The following is a 19,015-nucleotide window of genomic DNA, read 5'->3' as shown; positions in this document are numbered from 1 at the left end:
GTAGATAAATCAATATTTACTTATCGGCTAGAGAGAATATGCTAAATACCTATTTTAGTTTTCAACCCTGTTGCCTGTTACCTATTCCCTGTTCCCTGCTGTAAGTTTACGACAAAGAATATCCTGTTGTATTTTTGACAAACTGCAAGACTTTTTGATAAGAATCTGGATTATTTGAGGAGTTAATAATGATTGGGATAGTGCCATCTGGCAACCAAAAAGTTATCCTCCCGTTGGGTTCTTGACAAAAAGAACTGATGCAATGGAGGTTAACGACATATTCATTTTTGCCATCAATAATTTTCACCCAGTGACCGCTGTCTAGTTCTACATCAGTCACTTGTTCGAGATATTTGAGAACTTTTTGATAGTCTTCTAAGTTATTTTGAGGATTAATTACAATTGGAATTGCACTATCGGGCAACCAAAAGGTAACTCTGCCGTTTTTTTCATAGCAAAAAGCATTTACACGGTCAAAATTAATCACATATTCTTTCCTCTCGTAAAAGATTTTCATCCAGTACGGCACAACATCTCCTTAAGTCCAATGTGGAAAAATGATGCTAACCCTGTATAACAAAATATGTCAGTCCTAAGTCAATGTTGATTTGGGTGAATTTCAAGCTCAGTTTGAGTTTGAATGAGTTAAGAAACTTCTACAGGTGTTTGTAGATTAGGATTGGGATAGTTAAGAGCGATCGCAGCCTGCATAAATCCTTTAAATAAAGGATGGGGATTGCTAGGACGCGATTGAAACTCTGGATGAAATTGGCAAGCGATAAAGAATGGATGTTGCGGAAATTCGACAATTTCCACTAAGCGGCCATCGGGTGAAGTACCACTGATAACATACCCAGATTCCAACAATAGCTGACGATAAGTATTATTGAATTCGTATCTATGTCGATGCCGTTCATAAATCATTTCATCTTGATAAAGCTTCGCGGCTAAAGTGTTAGGCAGAATTTGGCAAGGATATACACCCAAGCGCATTGTTCCACCTAAATCAACTACATCCTGTTGTTCTGGCAAGAGGTTAATGACTGGATTGGTCGTCTCAGGGTCAAATTCAGCACTATTAGCATCTGACAAACCACTGATATTTCTAGCCCATTCAATAACAGCACATTGCATTCCCAAGCATAAACCCAAAAAGGGAATATGGCGATCACGGGCATATTTGATAGCAGCAATTTTACCATCTACTCCCCGTGTCCCAAAACCACCGGGTACAAGTACACCGTCCACGCCTTCGAGATAATTTTCGACAGCTTCAGTTTCCAAGACTTCTGAATTTATCCACCGCAAGCGCATATCAGCGTGGGTAGCAATTGCCGCATGACGTAATGCTTCCACCACTGATAAATAAGCATCACTTAAGCGCACATATTTACCAACAATGGCAATCTCCAAAGTCCGCTTAGGACTGTAAAGCCTGTCCACCATTGTTTGCCATTGCGTTAAATTGGGTGGGCGTTGTTCCATTTGCAGCAAGGCGAGTGCTTGCTCTGCCAACCCTTCCCGTTCTAAAATCAGCGGTACTTCATAGATACTCAGGGCATCTTGGGAAGTAATTACACACTTTTCTGGTACATCACAGAACTCAGACAATTTCTGTTTTAATCCTGTGGGGATGGGGCGATCGCTCCGACAAACTAAAATATCTGGTTGAATGCCAATAGATCTCAGTTCCTTAACAGAATGCTGTGTTGGCTTAGTTTTCATTTCCCCAGCCGAAGCAATGTAAGGCAACAAAGTGACGTGCATATACAAAACATTCTGCCGTCCCACTTGCTTACGTAATTGGCGAATTGCTTCCATAAACGGCAGTGATTCAATATCTCCCACCGTACCACCAATTTCCGTAATCAAGACATCAGGATTTGTGTCTTTGGCAACTAACAAAATTCTGTCTTTAATTTCGTTAGTAATGTGCGGAATGACTTGGACTGTGCCACCATTGTAGTCACCGCGTCGTTCTCTATTGATCACCGCTTGATAAATTGAGCCTGTAGTCACACTATTCAGGCGTGACATTAAGGTATCGGTGAAGCGTTCGTAATGACCCAAATCTAAATCTGTCTCAGCCCCATCTTGGGTAACAAACACTTCCCCATGCTGAAAGGGACTCATTGTACCTGGGTCAATATTAATATAGGGGTCTAGTTTTAAAATCGACACCGAATAATCGCGTGATTTGAGTAAACGCCCCAGACTTGCTGCTACAATTCCTTTGCCGATACTGGAAACTACACCTCCAGTGACGAAGATAAATTTAGTCATAGTAATTTTGTATTTCTCTCTTGCGCCTTCTCAAAATACATCCCGTAATTGTGCCACAGGCACTGTCATGAAATCTTCTGTGATTTGCTGTGAAAAGAATTTTCGGATTAGTCGTTTTTAGTTTAATTGCTACCTCCTCTGTCGCATTGGCAGATTCATCTCTTATTGTTGTTTTTCCACCACCTAACTACCAAACCAGTACGGAAAAAATATTTTTTCTGGGTACAGCACCAACTAATGGACAAGTACTAATTAATGGTAGGGTAGTTAACCGCAGTCCATCCGGTCATTTTTCTCCTAGTTTCCCTTTACAGTTGGGAGAAAATGTTTTTACAGTAAGTCACAAAAATCAAACCATTCAGATTAAAGTAACTAGGCTGGGAACTATACCTGTTGTTCCACAGGGGTTAGAATTTGCTCCAGGTTCTCTGACTCCAGCAGTGGATATTGCCAGACTACCAGGGGAATTAATTTGTTTCAGTGCGATCGCCCCACTCAATGCTAACGTGTCCGTAAACCTCGCTAATCAAACTGTTGCCCTCGCACCACAACCCCAACAAGTACAACTACCAAGTAATTTGGCAGCCCTGACAGGCAGAAACCAACCTACAGCCCAGTCGATTGCTGGCAAGTATGCGGGTTGCATGACGGCGCAACAACCTGATGCTCAATCTTCAAGCCTAATTTACGGTAACAACATCATTTCTGCTGCTGTTGTCCCAGATGCTAATCAAGAGATAAATTTAGGTCAACCTCAGTTTAAACTGACGCGGAATGGTAAGACAATTACTCAACTAGGAACTGGCAAAATAGCAATTCTCTCGCCTGCACAGTTACCAGTCGCCGAGGTGATAGTAGATGCAGGTGTAGCCCGCACTGGGCCGAGTACCGATTATTCCCGGCTTACGCCCCTACCTAAAGGAACACAAGCTACTGTTACAGGCAAAGAAGGTGAGTGGTTGCGTTTGGATTATGGTGCTTGGATTAATAGTAAGGAAACTCGTATCTTACCAGGGGCAATTCCGCCACACGCAATTATTCGCAGTGTGGGATATCGTCGGCTTTCTGGTGCAACAGAGATGGTTTTTCCCTTACAATTTCCTGTACCTGTAAGTGTGCAGCAAAGTGATCAAAGTTTCACTTTGACACTTTACAATACCACTGCCCAAACAGACATTATTCGTTTGGATGATGACCCGGTAATTTCTCGCCTAGATTGGCAGCAGCTGACTCCGGGACAGGTGCAATACACCTTTAACCTCAAAAAAGCGCAACAGTGGGGATATCAGCTGAGATATGAAGGCACGACCCTGGTTTTAGCTTTGCGCCATCCGCCTGCCATTGAAAATCGGCGACGAAAGCCTTTATCTGGTATCAAGATTCTACTTGATCCGGGGCATGGAGGTAAAGAATCTGGTGCATCTGGGCCGACGGGATATCTGGAAAAAGATGTGAATTTGGCGGTATCGAAGTTGCTGCGCGAGAATTTGCTAGAACTTGGAGCAACAGTTGTGATGACAAGAGACTCTGACAAAGATGTTTCTTTACCAGAGCGTCAAGCAATTATCAGTCAAGAAAAACCGGCGATCGCACTTTCCATTCATTACAACTCTCTACCCGATGATGGCGATGCGGAAAAGACTCAAGGAGTTGGGATGTTTTGGTATCATCCCCAAGCTCATAATCTAGCGGTATTCATGCACAACTATTTAGTCAAAAAACTCAATAGACCTTCTTACGGTGTCTTTTGGAATAACCTCGCCCTCACCCGTCCGGCTGCTGCACCATCAATATTGATGGAATTGGGTTTTATGAGTAACCCGAATGAATTTGAATGGGTCACAAATCCCCAGGAACAGCAAAAGTTAGCCAAAGTTTTAGCTGAGGGGATTGTTGAGTGGTTTAACGGAGTGAAGTAATAATTTTTGTCTAATACTTTTCTGTTAAAAGTTGACTAAGCCTTGCAAGGGCTTGGTCAACTTGGCTCACTCAAGTTGTATCTAAAAATAGGTAAAGTCTATTTAAGGGTGTAAGGGTACAAGGGTTTTATTCTCATACACCCTCTACCCCTACACCCTGATAACGAGCCTCAAAACTCAAACAAGATTGTTTCTTTTAACTTCCGCCTTGTGGAACTAGTCCCAATCTGGCATTTGTGCGCCTTCTTCACCACCAACACCAATACCAGTGTTGAAAATCTCTGCATCAGTAATATTCAGATTATCCATTGATGCGCCATATACATTTGAGTCGATAATCTGAGCGCGGCTAAAATTAACACCGTTAAGATTGGCTTTTTTGAAGTTAACGTTAGTAACAAAAGTTGAAGCTAGGTTAGCTCCTTTCAGGTTAGCGTTGGTGAAATCTGCTCCTTCTAAGTTAGCGCCTGAAAGATTAGCTTGAGAAAGGTTAGCACCACGTAAATCTGCACCAATTAAATGAGCGCCACTGAGGTCAACTCCGACTAGATTACACCGCTGACATTCCCCAGTAGATATAAGTCTTTGTAAATCTTGCGAATTCCCTGCTTTTACAGAGCTTGCAAAAATGAGGGGAGTTGCTGCTAAGGCTACAGCTGCAAATAGCTTAAGTTTCATATATCTTTCCCCTTTTTGTTGAAGTAACATCCGTTCTTTTCCTCACGATTCTATTATCTCACTAAATTTCTAGACGATGTTGATTTAACTCACAAAATGCAGGTGATATTTAATAGTTTGGTAGACGGCACAAAAAGAGCATTGATGCGGGTTTTAGGCTGTTTGTAGTGGAAAAACTCTCCAGAGAATAACCCAGTTTTATCTTGTTAAATCTTTTTAAGAAATTCAAGTATTTATTTTGATTTGTCATTAGTTCTTAACCAGAATTTTTTTCTGACGAATTAACACTAAGTAATTGCGAAAAAAGTGGATTAAGTTACAGTAAATTCACTGATATAGCGATTAACTAACTCAGGCTGTTCTTGCTGTACCCAATGCCCACAATTGGGAATATACTGAATTTGCAAGTTGCTAATATATGTATCTGTGCCATAGGTAAGCTCTTTGCCCAGGGCTGTATCGTTTTCGCCCCAAATTAATAATGTAGGTACATCCAAAATTCCCCAATTTTTGTTGGGTAAAAAGTGGGAGAATACATTGCGGTAGTAGTTGATCATTGCTGTTAAAGCACCAGATTTCGCGGCAGCTTTTTTATAAGCTTCTAGGTCAGATGCCGTGAAAGCATTTTTATTAACTGCTGTGCCTTGAATAGTCTGGGAAATTGGTTGATAATCAAAAGCTTGTAACAAGAATTCTGGAATAACTGGCAGTTGAAATAAGAACATATACCAGCTACGTAGTAACTGTTGAGGAGTTGATAATCCTTGGGAGAATTTAGCTGGATGGGGTAAGTTAAGTACGATTAGTTTCTCTAACATTTCTGGGTGGGCATAAGCAAAACACCAAGCGATCGCACCTCCCCAATCATGTCCCAATAAAATGCACTTTTCGTGACCTAAACCTTTAATTACGCCCTCAACATCTTGGATAAATTCATCCATAATATAAGCTGATTGCTCTTTGGGTTTTTCACTATCGTTATAGCCACGTAAATCCAGCGCAACCACTTGAAAATTTTCCGCAAATTCTGGTATTTGATGCCGCCAAGAATACCAAAATTCAGGAAACCCATGTAACATCAACATTAAAGGGCCTGTTCCTTGGGTGACATAGTGTAGCTTGACACCATTAGTCGTTATATATTTGTGTTCCCAGGAGTTTTTTATTTCCGACATCTGTTTGATTTGATCTAGAAATAACCTAACTTTTGTAGAATTATGTACCACCTGCCTAGAGCAAACATCTATTAAAGGGCAGTTTTGCAGGTGGTAGTAATGTCAGAGAATTTTTATATTAAGTATGAAGTGTGAAGTATGAAGAATGAAATTTATAGTTCATACTTTTCTCAAAGCTATGAAAACAAAAGAGATTCGCGGTGTCTGGCTGACCACTACAGATAGTAAAGTTTTCCGGTCAAAGCAACGTATTGCACAAGCAATGGATTTGTTGGCGGAGACGGGATTTAATGTGGTGTTCCCTGTGGTTTGGAATAAAGCCGTGACTATGTACCCTAGTCAAACTATGCAGCAGACTTTCGGGGTGGAGATTGACCCGATGTCTGTTGGTCGTGATCCTTTAGCGGAGGTGATAGCTGAGGCGCGACGAGTGGGGTTAAAAGTTATCCCTTGGTTTGAATATGGCTTTGCGAGTTCTTATAACTTGAATGGGGGAATGCTGTTACAGCAAAAACCAGAATGGGCGGCGCGTGACAATCAAGGTAATTTATTGCAGAAAAATGGCTTTGAGTGGATGAATGCTTTTCATCCCCAGGTGCAAGATTTTATGTTGAACTTGGTTTTGGAAGTGGTGAAAAACTATGATGTGGATGGGATTCAAGGAGACGATCGCTTTCCGGCCTTACCATCAACAGGTGGTTATGATCCCTTAACTATTGCTCGCTATCAACAGCAATTTGGTTATAGTCCACCTCATAACCATCAAGATAAGCAATGGTTACAGTGGCGTGCTGATATTCTGACAGATTTTTTGGCACGTTTATATGGTGAAGTGAAAAAAGTTAACCCCAACTTGTTGGTGTCGATGGCACCAAACATTTATGATTGGGGACTGCGAGAGTATCTGCAAGATTCTGCTACATGGTTGAAGCTGGGCATAGTTGATCTAATTCACCCGCAGATATATCGCCGTGATTTTCATAGTTATAAAGCGATCGCCAACCAAATAACCAGCTGTCAGTTTACAGATGCAATGCTGCCCAAATTAGCACCGGGAATTTTGATCAAGGTTGGTAGTTACTCCATCAGCCCAGAATATCTCGTACAGGCGATCGCCTACAACCGCCGGCTGGGAATTTCTGGTGAAGCCTGCTTTTTTTATGAAGGTTTGCGAGAGAATAACAATGCTCTTGCTCAAGTTCTACGCAATGGTGCATACTCTAAACCTGCGGCGTTTCCAACTTTGGCTGATTTACAGCAACCCAGCAATAGCCGTTATTTATCTTTTTGGCAGAAAATCAAGAGATTCTGGAAAAATCTTTTTTAGAGGACAGGGAGCGTGGCTGACATTTTACAGATAGAACAGGTAATTCAAATTCTCAAACAAGATTTACCTACACTCTTTGAAAAAGATATTTCATATAACATATATACACAGGATATTTATTTTCAAGACCCAGTAAATAAATTTAAATATAAATTTAACTACCGCATTATTTTTTGGACATTGCGATTTCACGCCCAATTATTTTTTAGCCAAATTGCTTTTGATTTACATGAAGTTTATCAATCAGCAGAAGATACTATTTTAGCTAAATGGACAGTCAGAGGTGTATTGCGTGTACCTTGGCAAGCCAAGATATTTTTTAATGGTTATTCAACATATAAATTTAACTCAGATAATTTGATATATGAACATATTGATACCTGGGATAGACAGCCAGGAGAGATTTTAAAGCAGTTTATCCAAAAAGGATAAATTTTATGAATTATGAATTACTCATTAAAATATAATGACAAGAAGAGTATTTCCTGGTCTAAACACAGTCAAATTTCAGCATCCCTTTGATCAAAAAGCTTTGGCGGCTTTGAATAAAATGCCTGGGTTGCCTTTATTGTTAAAAAAGGTGAATGAGTATGGCATTGACCGTTTACTCAGAATGCAAATTATTGGTGGTGAATTTCGTGTAACACCACAAAATTTTCCCAAATTAGATGATGCGTTTACAGAAAGTTGCCAAATTCTTGACTTAACACCAAAGCCAGAACTTTACTTATTTCGTGGTACAGGACATATTCAAACCAATGCTGTTGGTGTGGAAAAGCCAATGGTCAGTGCGAATTTGGAAGCAATGGAATGGTATTCACACGACGAATTATTGTTTGCCTTTGGGTGTGAAATTGCCCGCATTAAAGGTAAATATATTGCTTATCAGCAAATGGCAAATGTTATGCCACTGTTAAAAAATGTCATTAACAGTACAACTTTTGGTTTGGGAGGCTTGGCGGCTGGTGGAATAGAAATAGCTTTAGCCAATTGGATGATAATGTCAAAATTCACTGGCGATCGCGTGGGTTTATTAACATGTCAAGATATTAATATTGCCATCACTGCACTGATGAAATTAGCAGGTTTACCATCTGAATATTTAAATGCAGAGACTATTGCTGATTTTCAAGCTCAAGCGCGAGAATTTTCGACTATCAGTCTGGATAACTTGGATCAAATCACGAAGATATTAAGTTTTATGGAATACCGCTTTCCTTGGTCTGTGATGCGAGCTGGTGAATTGTTGAAATGGGTTGATTCTGGAGAATATGACAAGTTAATGCAAGCAGAAAATTTCGAGCAAATAGAAAATTTTGCAGAATCTCCAGCGACAGATTCTGAAGATTGGCAATTTATGTCTTCTTGGTAAATTATCAAAAAATATAAGCTAAGTTTTAAATCTTCAGCAAGGTAAGAATTTAGTTTTCAACTCAGAATAAAATAAGATTGTCATAAAAATAACAGTCTCTGCTTCAATGTAACACAACTGTATAGAAGAGAGATAACATGATGTTTGTTAGCTCTTAACATCTATTTTTGAGATATTTGTAGCCAAATATCTCTAGTAGTAGATTAAACTGAAACAATGACAAACCCCGAAAATTCCAGGGTGAATATATGTTTGTTGTGCGTTTGAACCCAGAACTAACCTATCTCATCTATAAAATATGAAGGTGGAGTAAAAGGTGACTAGTATTGATAATCACGTCTTCTCTTTTTCAGGAGAAGTATTAATTCCTCAAGCTCCTCCTGAATACAAATCGGGGTTTATCGGCATTATTGGTCGTCCAAATGTCGGTAAATCTACTTTGATGAATCAATTAGTAGGTCAAAAAGTTGCTATTACCTCACCAGTAGCACAAACTACACGTAACCGTTTGCGCGGAATTTTAACAACAACAGAAGCACAGATAATTTTCGTCGATACACCGGGAATTCATAAACCCCATCATCAATTGGGGGAAGTCTTAGTGCGGAATGCCAAACTGGCTATTGAATCAGTAGATGTGGTGCTGTTTGTCGTCGATAGTACAGCAGCTTGTGGCGCAGGCGATCGCTATATTGCGGAGTTACTCACTAATAGCCACACACCCGTAATTTTGGGACTGAATAAAACCGACCAACAACCAGGGAATTCCCAGTTTATCGATGAAAGTTATCAGCAGTTAGGTGAAGCCAATCAATGGCCGACAGTCAAAATTTCCGCCAAGACTGGTACAGGATTGCCCGAACTGCAACAATTACTCATTGATAATTTAGAAACTGGCCCTTTATACTATCCGCCTGACTTGGTAACTGACCAACCAGAACGGTTTATTATGGGCGAATTAATTCGAGAACAAATTTTGTTATTAACCCGTGAAGAAGTGCCACATTCTGTAGCGATCGCTATTGATAAAGTAGAAGAAACAGCAACTATTACCCGCGTCCTCGCCACCATTCACGTCGAGCGTGATTCCCAAAAAGGTATTTTAATTGGTAAAGGCGGCTCAATGCTCAAAGCCATCGGTAGTGCAGCCCGCGAACAAATTCAAAAACTCATCTCTGGCAAAGTATACCTGGAACTTTTCGTCAAAGTCCAGCCAAAATGGCGACAGTCTCGCTTAAGTTTGGCAGAGTTTGGCTATCGCGTGGAAGAATAGAGAAGTTAGTCAAAAGTCAAAAGTCAAAAGTCAAAAGTTATTGGACTGTTGACTTTTGACCCTTGACCCTTGACTCTTGACTATATAAAAAAATGTCTACCAATTCTAGCCATCCCTTAAATCTACCGACTGATACACCTGTTTTGCGGGTGTTGATTGTGGAAGATGACCCAATGATGCAACTGGGACTAGAACAGTCATTAATGGCGCAACCCCAGTTAGAAATTGTTGGTCAAGCAGAAGATGGTTATTTAGGAGTGCAAGCCGCCTTAAAATTAAAGCCAGATTTGGTAGTCATGGATATTGGTTTACCGCGTCTGGATGGAATAGCAGCGACACAGCAAATTAAAGCGGCGTTACCAGACACTCATGTCGTTATGTTGACATCCCATACCACCGAGACTGAAGTGATTGCTGCATTATCAAGTGGTGCAGACGCTTATTGTATCAAAGGTGCGAGTGTAGAAAGATTATTAAAGGCGATCGCAGCTGCTGTTGATGGTGCGACTTATTTAGATCCGCAAATCGCCAGACGGGTAATTGACAACCTCAAGCCCCCCACAACGCCCGGAAACACAGCTAACTTATCTACAAGAGAGTTAGAAGTTTTAAAACTGATGGTAGACGGTTTGAGTAACCCAGAAATCGCTGAAAGACTTTATCTGAGTCCCAACACCGTCAAAACCCATGTACGCGGGATTATGAACAAACTAGCAGTTGATGATCGCGTTCAAGCTGCTGTAGTTGCACTGCGATCGGGTTTAGTATAGTTAATAATCTGTGACGGTTGCTAAAAATTTACTCGACGGAATGTCGTTTTTCACTCGTATTTAAAAAGAATTAATGACATAACATTGACACAGATTTGTCAAAACTTTTCAGAATTAAACCAGTCTAAATCAGAGGATAAGTTTTCATTCTGAATTTAGGTGAGCAAGGTTATGACTTATAGAATCACTTCGGTTAGTTTGTTGCTAGGATTAGTTGCAGCTTCTTTAGGTAATGGTATAGCCTCGGCTGATATCCCTGGTAAACATCCATATTATATTCATGCTCGCAGTGACCTCCGACAAGCAGAATTACTTCTGCAAAAAGCCGATGAATCTAATGTTCTTCAAGAAGAGAAAGCTGCATATTCTAAAGTTCATACAGCGATCGCCGAACTTGACAAAGCTGCTGTCCTAGATCGTAAAGATATCAATAATTATCCTGCAATTGATAGTTCATTGAAACATTTAGATAAGTTTCGCAGTATTTACAAACTTTTACGCAGTGCAGAAAAGAATATAGAGAGAGAGGAAGATAACCATTCTGCTGTAGGTTGGCGTAATCGAGCCAAAGTTAATATTGAACAAGCAAAACACTATGTCGAAAACGCTGCTAGTAAAGATGTAATTGACGATTTAAGAGCTAGTAATTACTAATTAAAGAGTTTGGGATAGGATGAAGGGGTATAGGCGTGTAAGTGTTCAAAACCCTTACACGCTTCTTTCATTCAATCCTGACCTTGTTTTAAAGGAATAACAATTACAAATTCTGTACCTTTACCTGGGAATGAAATACAGTCAATCGTTCCATGATGATTTTCGGTCACAATTTGATAACTAATAGACATCCCCATACCAGTACCTTTACCAATGGGTTTTGTGGTAAAGAAGGGGTCAAAAATACGTTTTTTGATATCTTCTAGGATACCTAGACCATTATCAGCAATTTTAATCGCAATCTGATTTAGATTAATTATTTGTGTACTAATCCTAATTCTGCTGGGAGATGCTTGAATTTCCTGGGGAGTCCTTTGTTCATCTCGTTCTTCTAAAGCATCAATAGCATTAGTTAAAATATTCATGAATACTTGATTGAGTTGACCTGCGTAGCACTCAACAAGCGGTAATTGTCCATATTCTTTAATAATTTTAATACCTGGATAATCAGATTTGGCTTTGAGACGATTTTCTAAAATTAATAAAGTACTATCAATGCCTTCATGAATATCAACTGCTTTATATTCAGCTTCATCAAGACGAGAAAAATTTCGCAGAGAAAGGACAATTTGCCTGATGCGATCGGCTCCTATTTTCATCGAAGATAATAACTTCGGTAAATCTGTCATTAAAAATTCTAAGTCTATAGCGATAATTTCTTCTCGAATCACATCAACAGGATAAGGATAGTGTTCTTGATAGAGATTAATCAGATTGAGGATGTCATGAATATAATTATTTGCCGGGGTAATATTGCCATAAATAAAGTTAACTGGATTATTAATTTCGTGAGCCACACCTGCTACTAACTGTCCCAAAGAAGACATTTTTTCGCTTTGAATCATTTGGGTTTGAGTGCGTTGTAGTTCTTTGAGTGTCTCCTCTAATTGTTGAGTTTGTTGTCTCAATGCTGTTTCGGCGTTTTTGCGATCGCGTGATTCAATTGCTAGACGCACAAAGTCAGTAATCGAGCCAATAAAACTTTCTTCTTCTAATGTCCACTGGCGCTGAGTTAGCAAATGTTCACAACAAACTACACCAATTATTTCCCCCCTCGACCAAATTCTGGCATCAAGCATCGCTGCAATTCTCAATGGGGTTGTATAAGTTGCCGAAAATTCTGAAGTGCGAGGATCAGTATGCACATCAGCAACAGCAATTATTTGTTCCTCCTTGAGAGCTTGAAAATACTGGGGAAAATCGCCGACAAATAATTCTAAACCATGACTGTGACAATTTTTATCTTGTTCATATAGGTCAACACATTGAATGCCTAAACGTTTATCTGTGTATAACCAAACACTAACCCGTGTAACATCAAGACCTAAACTAGCTACTTCCGTTATATATTGAATGGCAATTTGAAAATCATCATGTTGTAGTTTTTCGCTTTGCACAAGTTGCTGTAGAGAATTACTATGTCTGCGAAAGCGTTTCTCTGTTTCTTGGCGTTCATGAATTTCTTGTTTTAATTGATTGATTGTTTGAAGCAGCAAAGTAGCTTCAATTTTATCTTGGGAGGCAATTATCTGAAATGAACCTACTAAAAACGAATTACCAACTTCGTCACAGAAGAGGCTTTTTTTCGTCGATATAATATGGGTTTCACCTCGACAATCTGTGATTAATTCCTCATGTTCATCTGTCACCCCTGTGGCGAATACCAGTTCATCTCTCTCCCAAAAAACATCGGCTTCTGTTTTACAGAAAAAATCATAGTCAGATTTACCCATTAGTGATTCTCGTTCATAACCCATGAACTGACACAAGGCATCATTAACAAACACCCAACTGTGTTGCCGATCTTTCACAAATATGGGATCTGTAATAGTGTTAAGAATACTCCACAGAAAAGCCCGAGAAGATTGTTGCTGTACAAAGGGGAAAAACGCCATCTTGCTAAGTCCTGCAAGTAATGACTTTCTTCTAAGCATCTCATCCGAATCAGAGATGAGTAGCACAAAAGATTGCCTAAATTTTCCCTTAGTATGCCCAATATGCGTTTAAATTCCAAATGGCTGACGCAATCAAACAGAAAATCACGTGTTTTAGCGTCATTTTTATAATTTTTAGTGCTTATGCACCCGTTCCAACAACCATAAAGAAGCCACAGCACCAAAAAAGTGAGCCGTAATTCCATTAATATTTGCCACTGCGACAAACACATCCAACGCCCGAATAATTTTGTTGGGGTCTGTAATTGCTACCCCTGGTGGTTGAGAAATTGATTTGGCGACCAAAACGCCTAAAGTTGAGCCAGCACCTAAAAGCGTTAATAGTATGCCGACTAGACTAACAATTATGCCTAATCTAATAGCGGCGATCGTATCTGCTTTACTAGGGTGTAAAGCGTGATTAGGATTTTCTAATTGTTTACCAAGGCGAGTATAGCGAAAATCCCAGTAAACGCTAAATAATAAAGCTACAATCCCGCAGACTGCCCAAAATATGCCAACTCCCAAACCTGCATTTGGTTGGTCAGCAAAGCCACGTCCAGTGGAAGCAAACAATACAGCTATACCAGAAACCACAGCCAGTCCTAGTTGTAGCCAGAAAGTAATCCAACCTGTCCAGCGAATAGTATTGCCAATTGCATGAAGCGACGGTGCTAAGGTTTTTGCTTCTGTTTCTGTTTGCATATTAATTTCCATCTGTGGGAATTTCTGGGAAGCTGCCTCGAATCTCCAGCATATTTTGGCTGGATAATCGGATACCCCTACCTACAGGCAGAACCAGCAAACTATCTCCAGGATGAATAAGTATACTTGGGGGTTAGGTTGGAAAAAGTTGCATACGGCATGAGATTATTCTGCAAACACTTTAGAGTAAAATTAATCCTTTAGATAGAGGAGGGCAAAGCCGATGACTCGTGTCATCATTGTGCGTCACGGTCAAAGTAGCTACAACGCTGAACGACGGATTCAAGGACGCACGGATGCGTCAACGTTAACAGAAAAAGGTCGTCAAGATGCCAGTAAAGTAGGCAAAGCCCTCAGTAATATTTCGTTTCATGCAATTTATTGCAGTCCTCTGCAACGAGCTAAACTAACCGCTGAGATTATTCAATGTGAGTTAGCCAACACTCCAGAGTCTGCTGTTGTTCAGACTTCTGATAAGTTATTAGAAATCGATTTGCCTTTGTGGGAAACAATGCTAACTGCTGATGTCGAGCAGAAGTTTGCTGAAGACTATCGTATTTGGCACGAACATCCCGACGAATTGGTCATGCTAGTTAACAATGCTGAGGGAACTAGAGAGCATTTTCCGGTTCTGGCTTTGTATGCACAAGCAAGGCAATTTTGGCAAGAAATTTTGCCGCAATATCAAGGTAAAACTATTCTCATAGTTGGGCATAACGGAATTAATCGCGCCTTAATTAGCACGGCGCTGGGCATTCCTCCCAGCCGTTATCATGCTATCCAGCAATCTAACTGTGCTGTCACTGTACTAAACTTTGCTGGCGGATTGGATGAACCAGTCCAACTAGAATCGATGAATCAGACGCAACATACAGGAGAAAGCTTACCATCCTTGCGTCCCAGTCATCAGGGAGTACGGTTGTTGTTGGTGCGTCACGGCGAAACAGAGTGGAACCGTCAAACCAGATTTCAAGGACAAATTGACGTTCCATTGAATGACAATGGGAGAAATCAAGCCCAAAAAGCCGGGGAATTTCTCAAAGATGTAGACATTGATTTTGCTGTGAGTAGTTCAATGCTACGTCCAAAAGAAACGGCCGAAATTATCTTGCGTCAACATCCGAATATTCAGTTAGATTTGCAAGATGGTTTAAGAGAAATTAGTCATGGCCTTTGGGAAGGGAAGTTAGAAGCAGAAATTGAACAAGAATTTCCTGGGGAATTGCACCGTTGGCGAACAATACCCGCTGAGGTACAAATGCCAGAGGGAGAAAATTTACAACAAGTTTGGGAACGTAGCGTTGTTGCATGGCAATCTATTGTGCAAACTGCATTAGACAATCAACTCCAAACTGGATTAGTAGTGGCTCACGATGCTACTAATAAAACCTTGCTTTGTCATATTCTTGGCTTAACAGCCGAAAATTTCTGGAATTTCCGCCAAGGTAATGGCGCAGTGAGCGTTATTGACTACCCCAACGGACTTGATGGTTTTCCCGTTTTACAAGCAATGAATATCACGGCTCATTTGGGTGGTGGTGTTCTTGATCAGACCGCAGCTGGAGCATTATAAAACAGGGAGGAGTGAAGAGTAAGAAGTGAGGAACTAATTATGCGTAACTCATAACTCTTAACTCCCTGACTCGTCACTCCTAACTTATGATTTTTATGACTGAACTTTTACAACAGGTACGAGTAATTGACCCGGTTTCTGGCACTGACCAAATAGCAGATGTCTTGATTGCTGATGGTCAGATTCAAGCTGTAGCAGCACAAATTGCTGATATTAGTGCTGATACTCAAGTGAGAAATTGTCAAGGATTAATTCTAGGAACTGGGTTAATAGATTTATATAGTCACTCTGGCGAACCAGGGTTTGAAGAACGGGAAACTTTGTCGTCTCTGTTGCAAGCTGCTACTGCTGGCGGCTTTACGAGAATTGCAATTTTACCGGATACATCTCCATCTATTGATCATCCGGCGCTGGTGGCGCAGTTGCAGAAGATGAGGACAGAGGGGCAGAGGGGCAGAGGGGCAGAGGGGAGTTTACATAATTCTTCACCCCTGCACCCCTGCACCCCTGCACCCCTACTGCATATCTGGGGTGCAATTACCTTAGATGTGGCGGGAAAGCAGATGACGGAATTGGCTGATTTGGCGGCTGCGGGAGTTGTTGGTTTTACTGATAGTCATCCGTTAGATAATTTGGGGTTGGTGCGGCGAGTGCTGGAATATGTACAGCCGTTGAATAAACCTGTAGCTTTTTGGCCTTGCGATCGCCAGCTTACATCCAATGGTGTTATGCGAGAAGGGGCAAATGCGCTGCGTTTTGGTTTATCACCAGTCCCCGCCAGTGCGGAAACAACGGCGATCGCTTCTTTGTTAGAATTGGTTGCAGCTACTGGTAATCAACAAGTTCATATTATGCGTGTTTCTACGGCGCGGAGTGTGGAATTAATCGCCGCTGCTAAGGCTGCTGGTTTACCCATCACCGCCAGTACTACTTGGATGCACTTGTTATTAGATACCGCAGCTATTCAAAGTTATGATACCAGTTTGCATTTAGACCCGCCTTTAGGCAATCCTAGCGATGTAAAAGCTTTGCGTGCAGGTGTCCGCGCTGGGGTAATTGATGCGATCGCGATCGACCACGCAGCTTATACTTATGAAGAAAAAGTCCAAGCTTTTGCTGAAGCACCAACTGGGGCAATTGGGTTTGAGTTAGCCTTGCCTTTACTGTGGCAAAATCTGGTCGAAACTGGGGAATTTACTGCATTAGAATTATGGCAAGCATTAAGTGTTAATCCTGCGAAATGTTTGGGACAGAAATTAAGTACAGTGACTCCCCATCAAAAAGCTGAGTTAACTTTATTTGATCCTACACAAACTTGGAAAGTATCAAGGAACAACCTACATACACTTTCCAGTAATACACCTTGGTTTGGTAAAGAATTACAAGGTCGCGTTTTGCAAACTTGGTGTTAGATATGAATCATAAACCTTTACGCATTGTAGTGCTATTTGGCATGACTGGTGACTTGAGTTGTTGTTCTTTTTGTGCGTCTAATTTTTTTTGAGCAATTGTTTGATTTGCTAATGCTAATGCGTTTTTGGGATCAAGTGCTAAGGTAGCCATAAAAGTCTTGACGGCATCTTCTAATTTGCCCAATCTCAATAAGGCAACTCCTTTACCAGCTAAAATATTCGCATCCATTGGAGCCAGAGTACTAGCTTGGTTGTAAGCATTAATAGCCTCATCATATCTGGCTAAATTAAATAGTATGATGCCGCGGTTATACCATCCTTGCGATAAATTAGGGTTAATACCGATCGCTCTATCTACCGACACTAAGGCTTCTTGATTGCGGGATAAATGCCACAAGACAACACTCCGGTTAGCCCAAATATTGGCTAAGAGTGATTTATCGGCAAATTTGCCCACATTTTCTAATGCTTTATTATATGCTACGAGTGATGCTGAATAGCGGTCTAAGGTTTTGAGAATTCTGCCTTTATTAAACCATGCTTGAGCATATTTCGGATTAATTTCGGTGGCGCGATCGCTACTAGCAATTGCATCGGCATATCTGCCTAAATACCATTGGGTAGCTGCACGATTATTCCATGCTTCTGCATAATTGGGATTGAGAGCGATCGCTCTTTCTATTGATGCTAATCCTTCTTCGTAATTTCCTAATCCAGCTAAAGCGATTCCTCTCTGTTCCCAAGCTAAGGCGGGACTGATATCACCCCAACGACTATCGCCTTGTAGTGCTTGTTCTGCTGCTGCTTGTGCTTCTGGAAATTTACCTATTTTGTTCAAACTCGCACTTTGACTGGCTAAGGCTAAGGCATAATTAGGACTGAGTTTGATGGCAAATTGGTATGAAACGACAGCTTGTTCGGGTTTGCCGATTGCTGCTAATGATCTACCATGTTCTAACCAAATATCTGCATCTTTCGGATTCATCGCCACTGCTTGATCAAAAGAGGCGATCGCTTCTTCTAATTGTCCGTTTTTTTTCTGTGCCAAGCCTTTAGTGTACCAAGCAATTGCTGGTGTAGTATCACCCCAATTTTGATTAACTTTAATTGCTGAGTCGCAAGCGGCGATCGCTTCGCTGAACCTGTTTAAATTTGCTAATGCTTGACAATTGCCGACTAAAGCTAAAGAATTCTCTGGTGTAATTTCTAAGGCGCGATTAAATGAGGCGATCGCTGCATCTAGTTGTCCTAATTTACTTTCTCCTAGACCACGATTGTACCATGCCACAACTGCTGTAGTACTGCCCCAGTTGCCATCAGAACGCAGCGCCAAATCACAGGCGGCGATCGCTTCGGCATATTTGTTTAAATTTAATAATGCTTCACATCGTTGAGCCAAGGCTAAAGAATATTTTGGTTGGAGACGTAAAGTGCGATCAGCTGAGACTAACGCTTCACTATACTTGGCTTGCTTGAGTAAAATTTCTGTGCGCGTTACCCAAATTTCTGGTTCATCTGGCTTAATCGCAATTCCTTGATTACAAGCGGCGATCGCTTCATCATATTTCTTTTCCTCTCCCAACAATTTACAAAAATTTGCCCAGTAGTCAAAGTCTTTGATTTCTAATTTTTCTTCAGCAAACAAAGTTGTTGGGACTAACGAATTTGCTAATAAAAAAATCGCCGTTAGTCCTCCAATCATACTGCTGGATTTGGCTGATTTCCTCAACCAGTTATTAATAGCTTGTCTTCGTCTGGACTTGGCAGTAGCATGGAAATATCTCATATTTTTTAAACTTTGTCAATAATATTTAACTTTGCCGCTAACAATGAATTGTAGTCCGCATCAACTTTACTAAACACATTTATAACGAAATTAC

16 protein-coding genes are annotated in these 19,015 nt (G+C 40.7%); 9 read left to right on the top strand and 7 right to left on the bottom strand.

Going from position 1 to position 19,015, the window contains the following annotated elements; genetic code table 11:
• Positions 1-106 precede the first annotated feature (106 nt).
• Together AC504W_RS05725 and pyrG are read right to left on the bottom strand one after the other, a co-directional pair.
• On the bottom strand, positions 107-529 hold the full coding sequence (locus tag AC504W_RS05725) for a hypothetical protein (protein ID WP_096583131.1): 423 nt from the start codon (positions 527-529) through the stop codon (positions 107-109).
• 116 nt (positions 530-645) lie between these two features.
• Positions 646-2,283, bottom strand: a complete 1,638-nt coding sequence (gene pyrG / locus AC504W_RS05720) for a CTP synthase (protein ID WP_096583133.1) — start codon at positions 2,281-2,283, stop codon at positions 646-648.
• Positions 2,284-2,372: 89 nt separating this feature from the next.
• Between pyrG and AC504W_RS05715 the strand changes: the two genes are divergently transcribed.
• Positions 2,373-4,202: an N-acetylmuramoyl-L-alanine amidase family protein gene (locus AC504W_RS05715; RefSeq protein ID WP_494876728.1), complete on the top strand. Its 1,830-nt coding sequence runs from the start codon at positions 2,373-2,375 to the stop codon at positions 4,200-4,202.
• A 216-nt stretch (positions 4,203-4,418) separates the two neighbouring features.
• Here AC504W_RS05715 and AC504W_RS05710 read toward each other — a convergent pair whose 3' ends face one another.
• Both AC504W_RS05710 and AC504W_RS05705 read right to left on the bottom strand, forming a co-directional pair.
• Complete coding sequence (locus tag AC504W_RS05710) at positions 4,419-4,880, bottom strand: pentapeptide repeat-containing protein (RefSeq protein WP_096583137.1); 462 nt, start codon at positions 4,878-4,880, stop codon at positions 4,419-4,421.
• Positions 4,881-5,191: 311 nt separating this feature from the next.
• Positions 5,192-6,055, bottom strand: coding sequence for an alpha/beta fold hydrolase (locus tag AC504W_RS05705; protein WP_494876726.1), 864 nt, complete (start codon positions 6,053-6,055; stop codon positions 5,192-5,194).
• A 178-nt stretch (positions 6,056-6,233) separates the two neighbouring features.
• On the opposite strand from AC504W_RS05705, the gene AC504W_RS05700 reads away from it, so the two are divergent.
• From AC504W_RS05700 to AC504W_RS05675, 6 genes are all read left to right on the top strand, one after another.
• A complete protein-coding gene (locus AC504W_RS05700) occupies positions 6,234-7,382 on the top strand; it encodes a glycoside hydrolase family 10-like protein (protein ID WP_494876725.1) in 1,149 nt (382 codons plus the stop codon).
• Between the two features lie 12 nt (positions 7,383-7,394).
• On the top strand, positions 7,395-7,814 hold the full coding sequence (locus tag AC504W_RS05695; protein WP_494876724.1) for a C6orf136 family protein: 420 nt from the start codon (positions 7,395-7,397) through the stop codon (positions 7,812-7,814).
• 34 nt (positions 7,815-7,848) lie between these two features.
• A complete protein-coding gene (locus AC504W_RS05690; RefSeq protein ID WP_494876722.1) occupies positions 7,849-8,754 on the top strand; it encodes a M48 family metallopeptidase in 906 nt (301 codons plus the stop codon).
• 316 nt (positions 8,755-9,070) lie between these two features.
• A complete protein-coding gene (gene era, locus AC504W_RS05685; RefSeq protein ID WP_494876721.1) occupies positions 9,071-10,027 on the top strand; it encodes a GTPase Era in 957 nt (318 codons plus the stop codon).
• A gap of 92 nt (positions 10,028-10,119) precedes the next feature.
• Complete coding sequence (locus AC504W_RS05680) at positions 10,120-10,797, top strand: response regulator (protein ID WP_193892622.1); 678 nt, start codon at positions 10,120-10,122, stop codon at positions 10,795-10,797.
• A gap of 171 nt (positions 10,798-10,968) precedes the next feature.
• On the top strand, positions 10,969-11,451 hold the full coding sequence (locus tag AC504W_RS05675; RefSeq protein WP_494876720.1) for a hypothetical protein: 483 nt from the start codon (positions 10,969-10,971) through the stop codon (positions 11,449-11,451).
• Positions 11,452-11,522: 71 nt separating this feature from the next.
• Here the strand turns inward: AC504W_RS05675 and AC504W_RS05670 are convergent, their stop codons facing one another.
• Positions 11,523-13,322: an ATP-binding protein gene (locus AC504W_RS05670; protein ID WP_494876719.1), complete on the bottom strand. Its 1,800-nt coding sequence runs from the start codon at positions 13,320-13,322 to the stop codon at positions 11,523-11,525.
• A 258-nt stretch (positions 13,323-13,580) separates the two neighbouring features.
• On the bottom strand, positions 13,581-14,150 hold the full coding sequence (locus AC504W_RS05665) for a DUF3611 family protein (RefSeq protein WP_494876718.1): 570 nt from the start codon (positions 14,148-14,150) through the stop codon (positions 13,581-13,583).
• A gap of 223 nt (positions 14,151-14,373) precedes the next feature.
• Between AC504W_RS05665 and AC504W_RS05660 the strand changes: the two genes are divergently transcribed.
• Both AC504W_RS05660 and AC504W_RS05655 read left to right on the top strand, forming a co-directional pair.
• Positions 14,374-15,723, top strand: a complete 1,350-nt coding sequence (locus AC504W_RS05660; RefSeq protein ID WP_494876717.1) for a histidine phosphatase family protein — start codon at positions 14,374-14,376, stop codon at positions 15,721-15,723.
• A gap of 86 nt (positions 15,724-15,809) precedes the next feature.
• Positions 15,810-17,135 carry a dihydroorotase gene (locus AC504W_RS05655; protein WP_494876716.1) on the top strand — a complete coding sequence of 442 codons (1,326 nt, stop codon included), beginning with the start codon at positions 15,810-15,812 and terminating at the stop codon, positions 17,133-17,135.
• A 7-nt stretch (positions 17,136-17,142) separates the two neighbouring features.
• Here the strand turns inward: AC504W_RS05655 and AC504W_RS05650 are convergent, their stop codons facing one another.
• A complete protein-coding gene (locus AC504W_RS05650) occupies positions 17,143-18,921 on the bottom strand; it encodes a tetratricopeptide repeat protein (RefSeq protein ID WP_494876714.1) in 1,779 nt (592 codons plus the stop codon).
• Positions 18,922-19,015: the final 94 nt, after the last annotated feature.

The organism is Nostoc sp. C96 (assembly GCF_059384975.1).
This window is presented reverse-complemented; position numbering and strand designations above follow the sequence as displayed.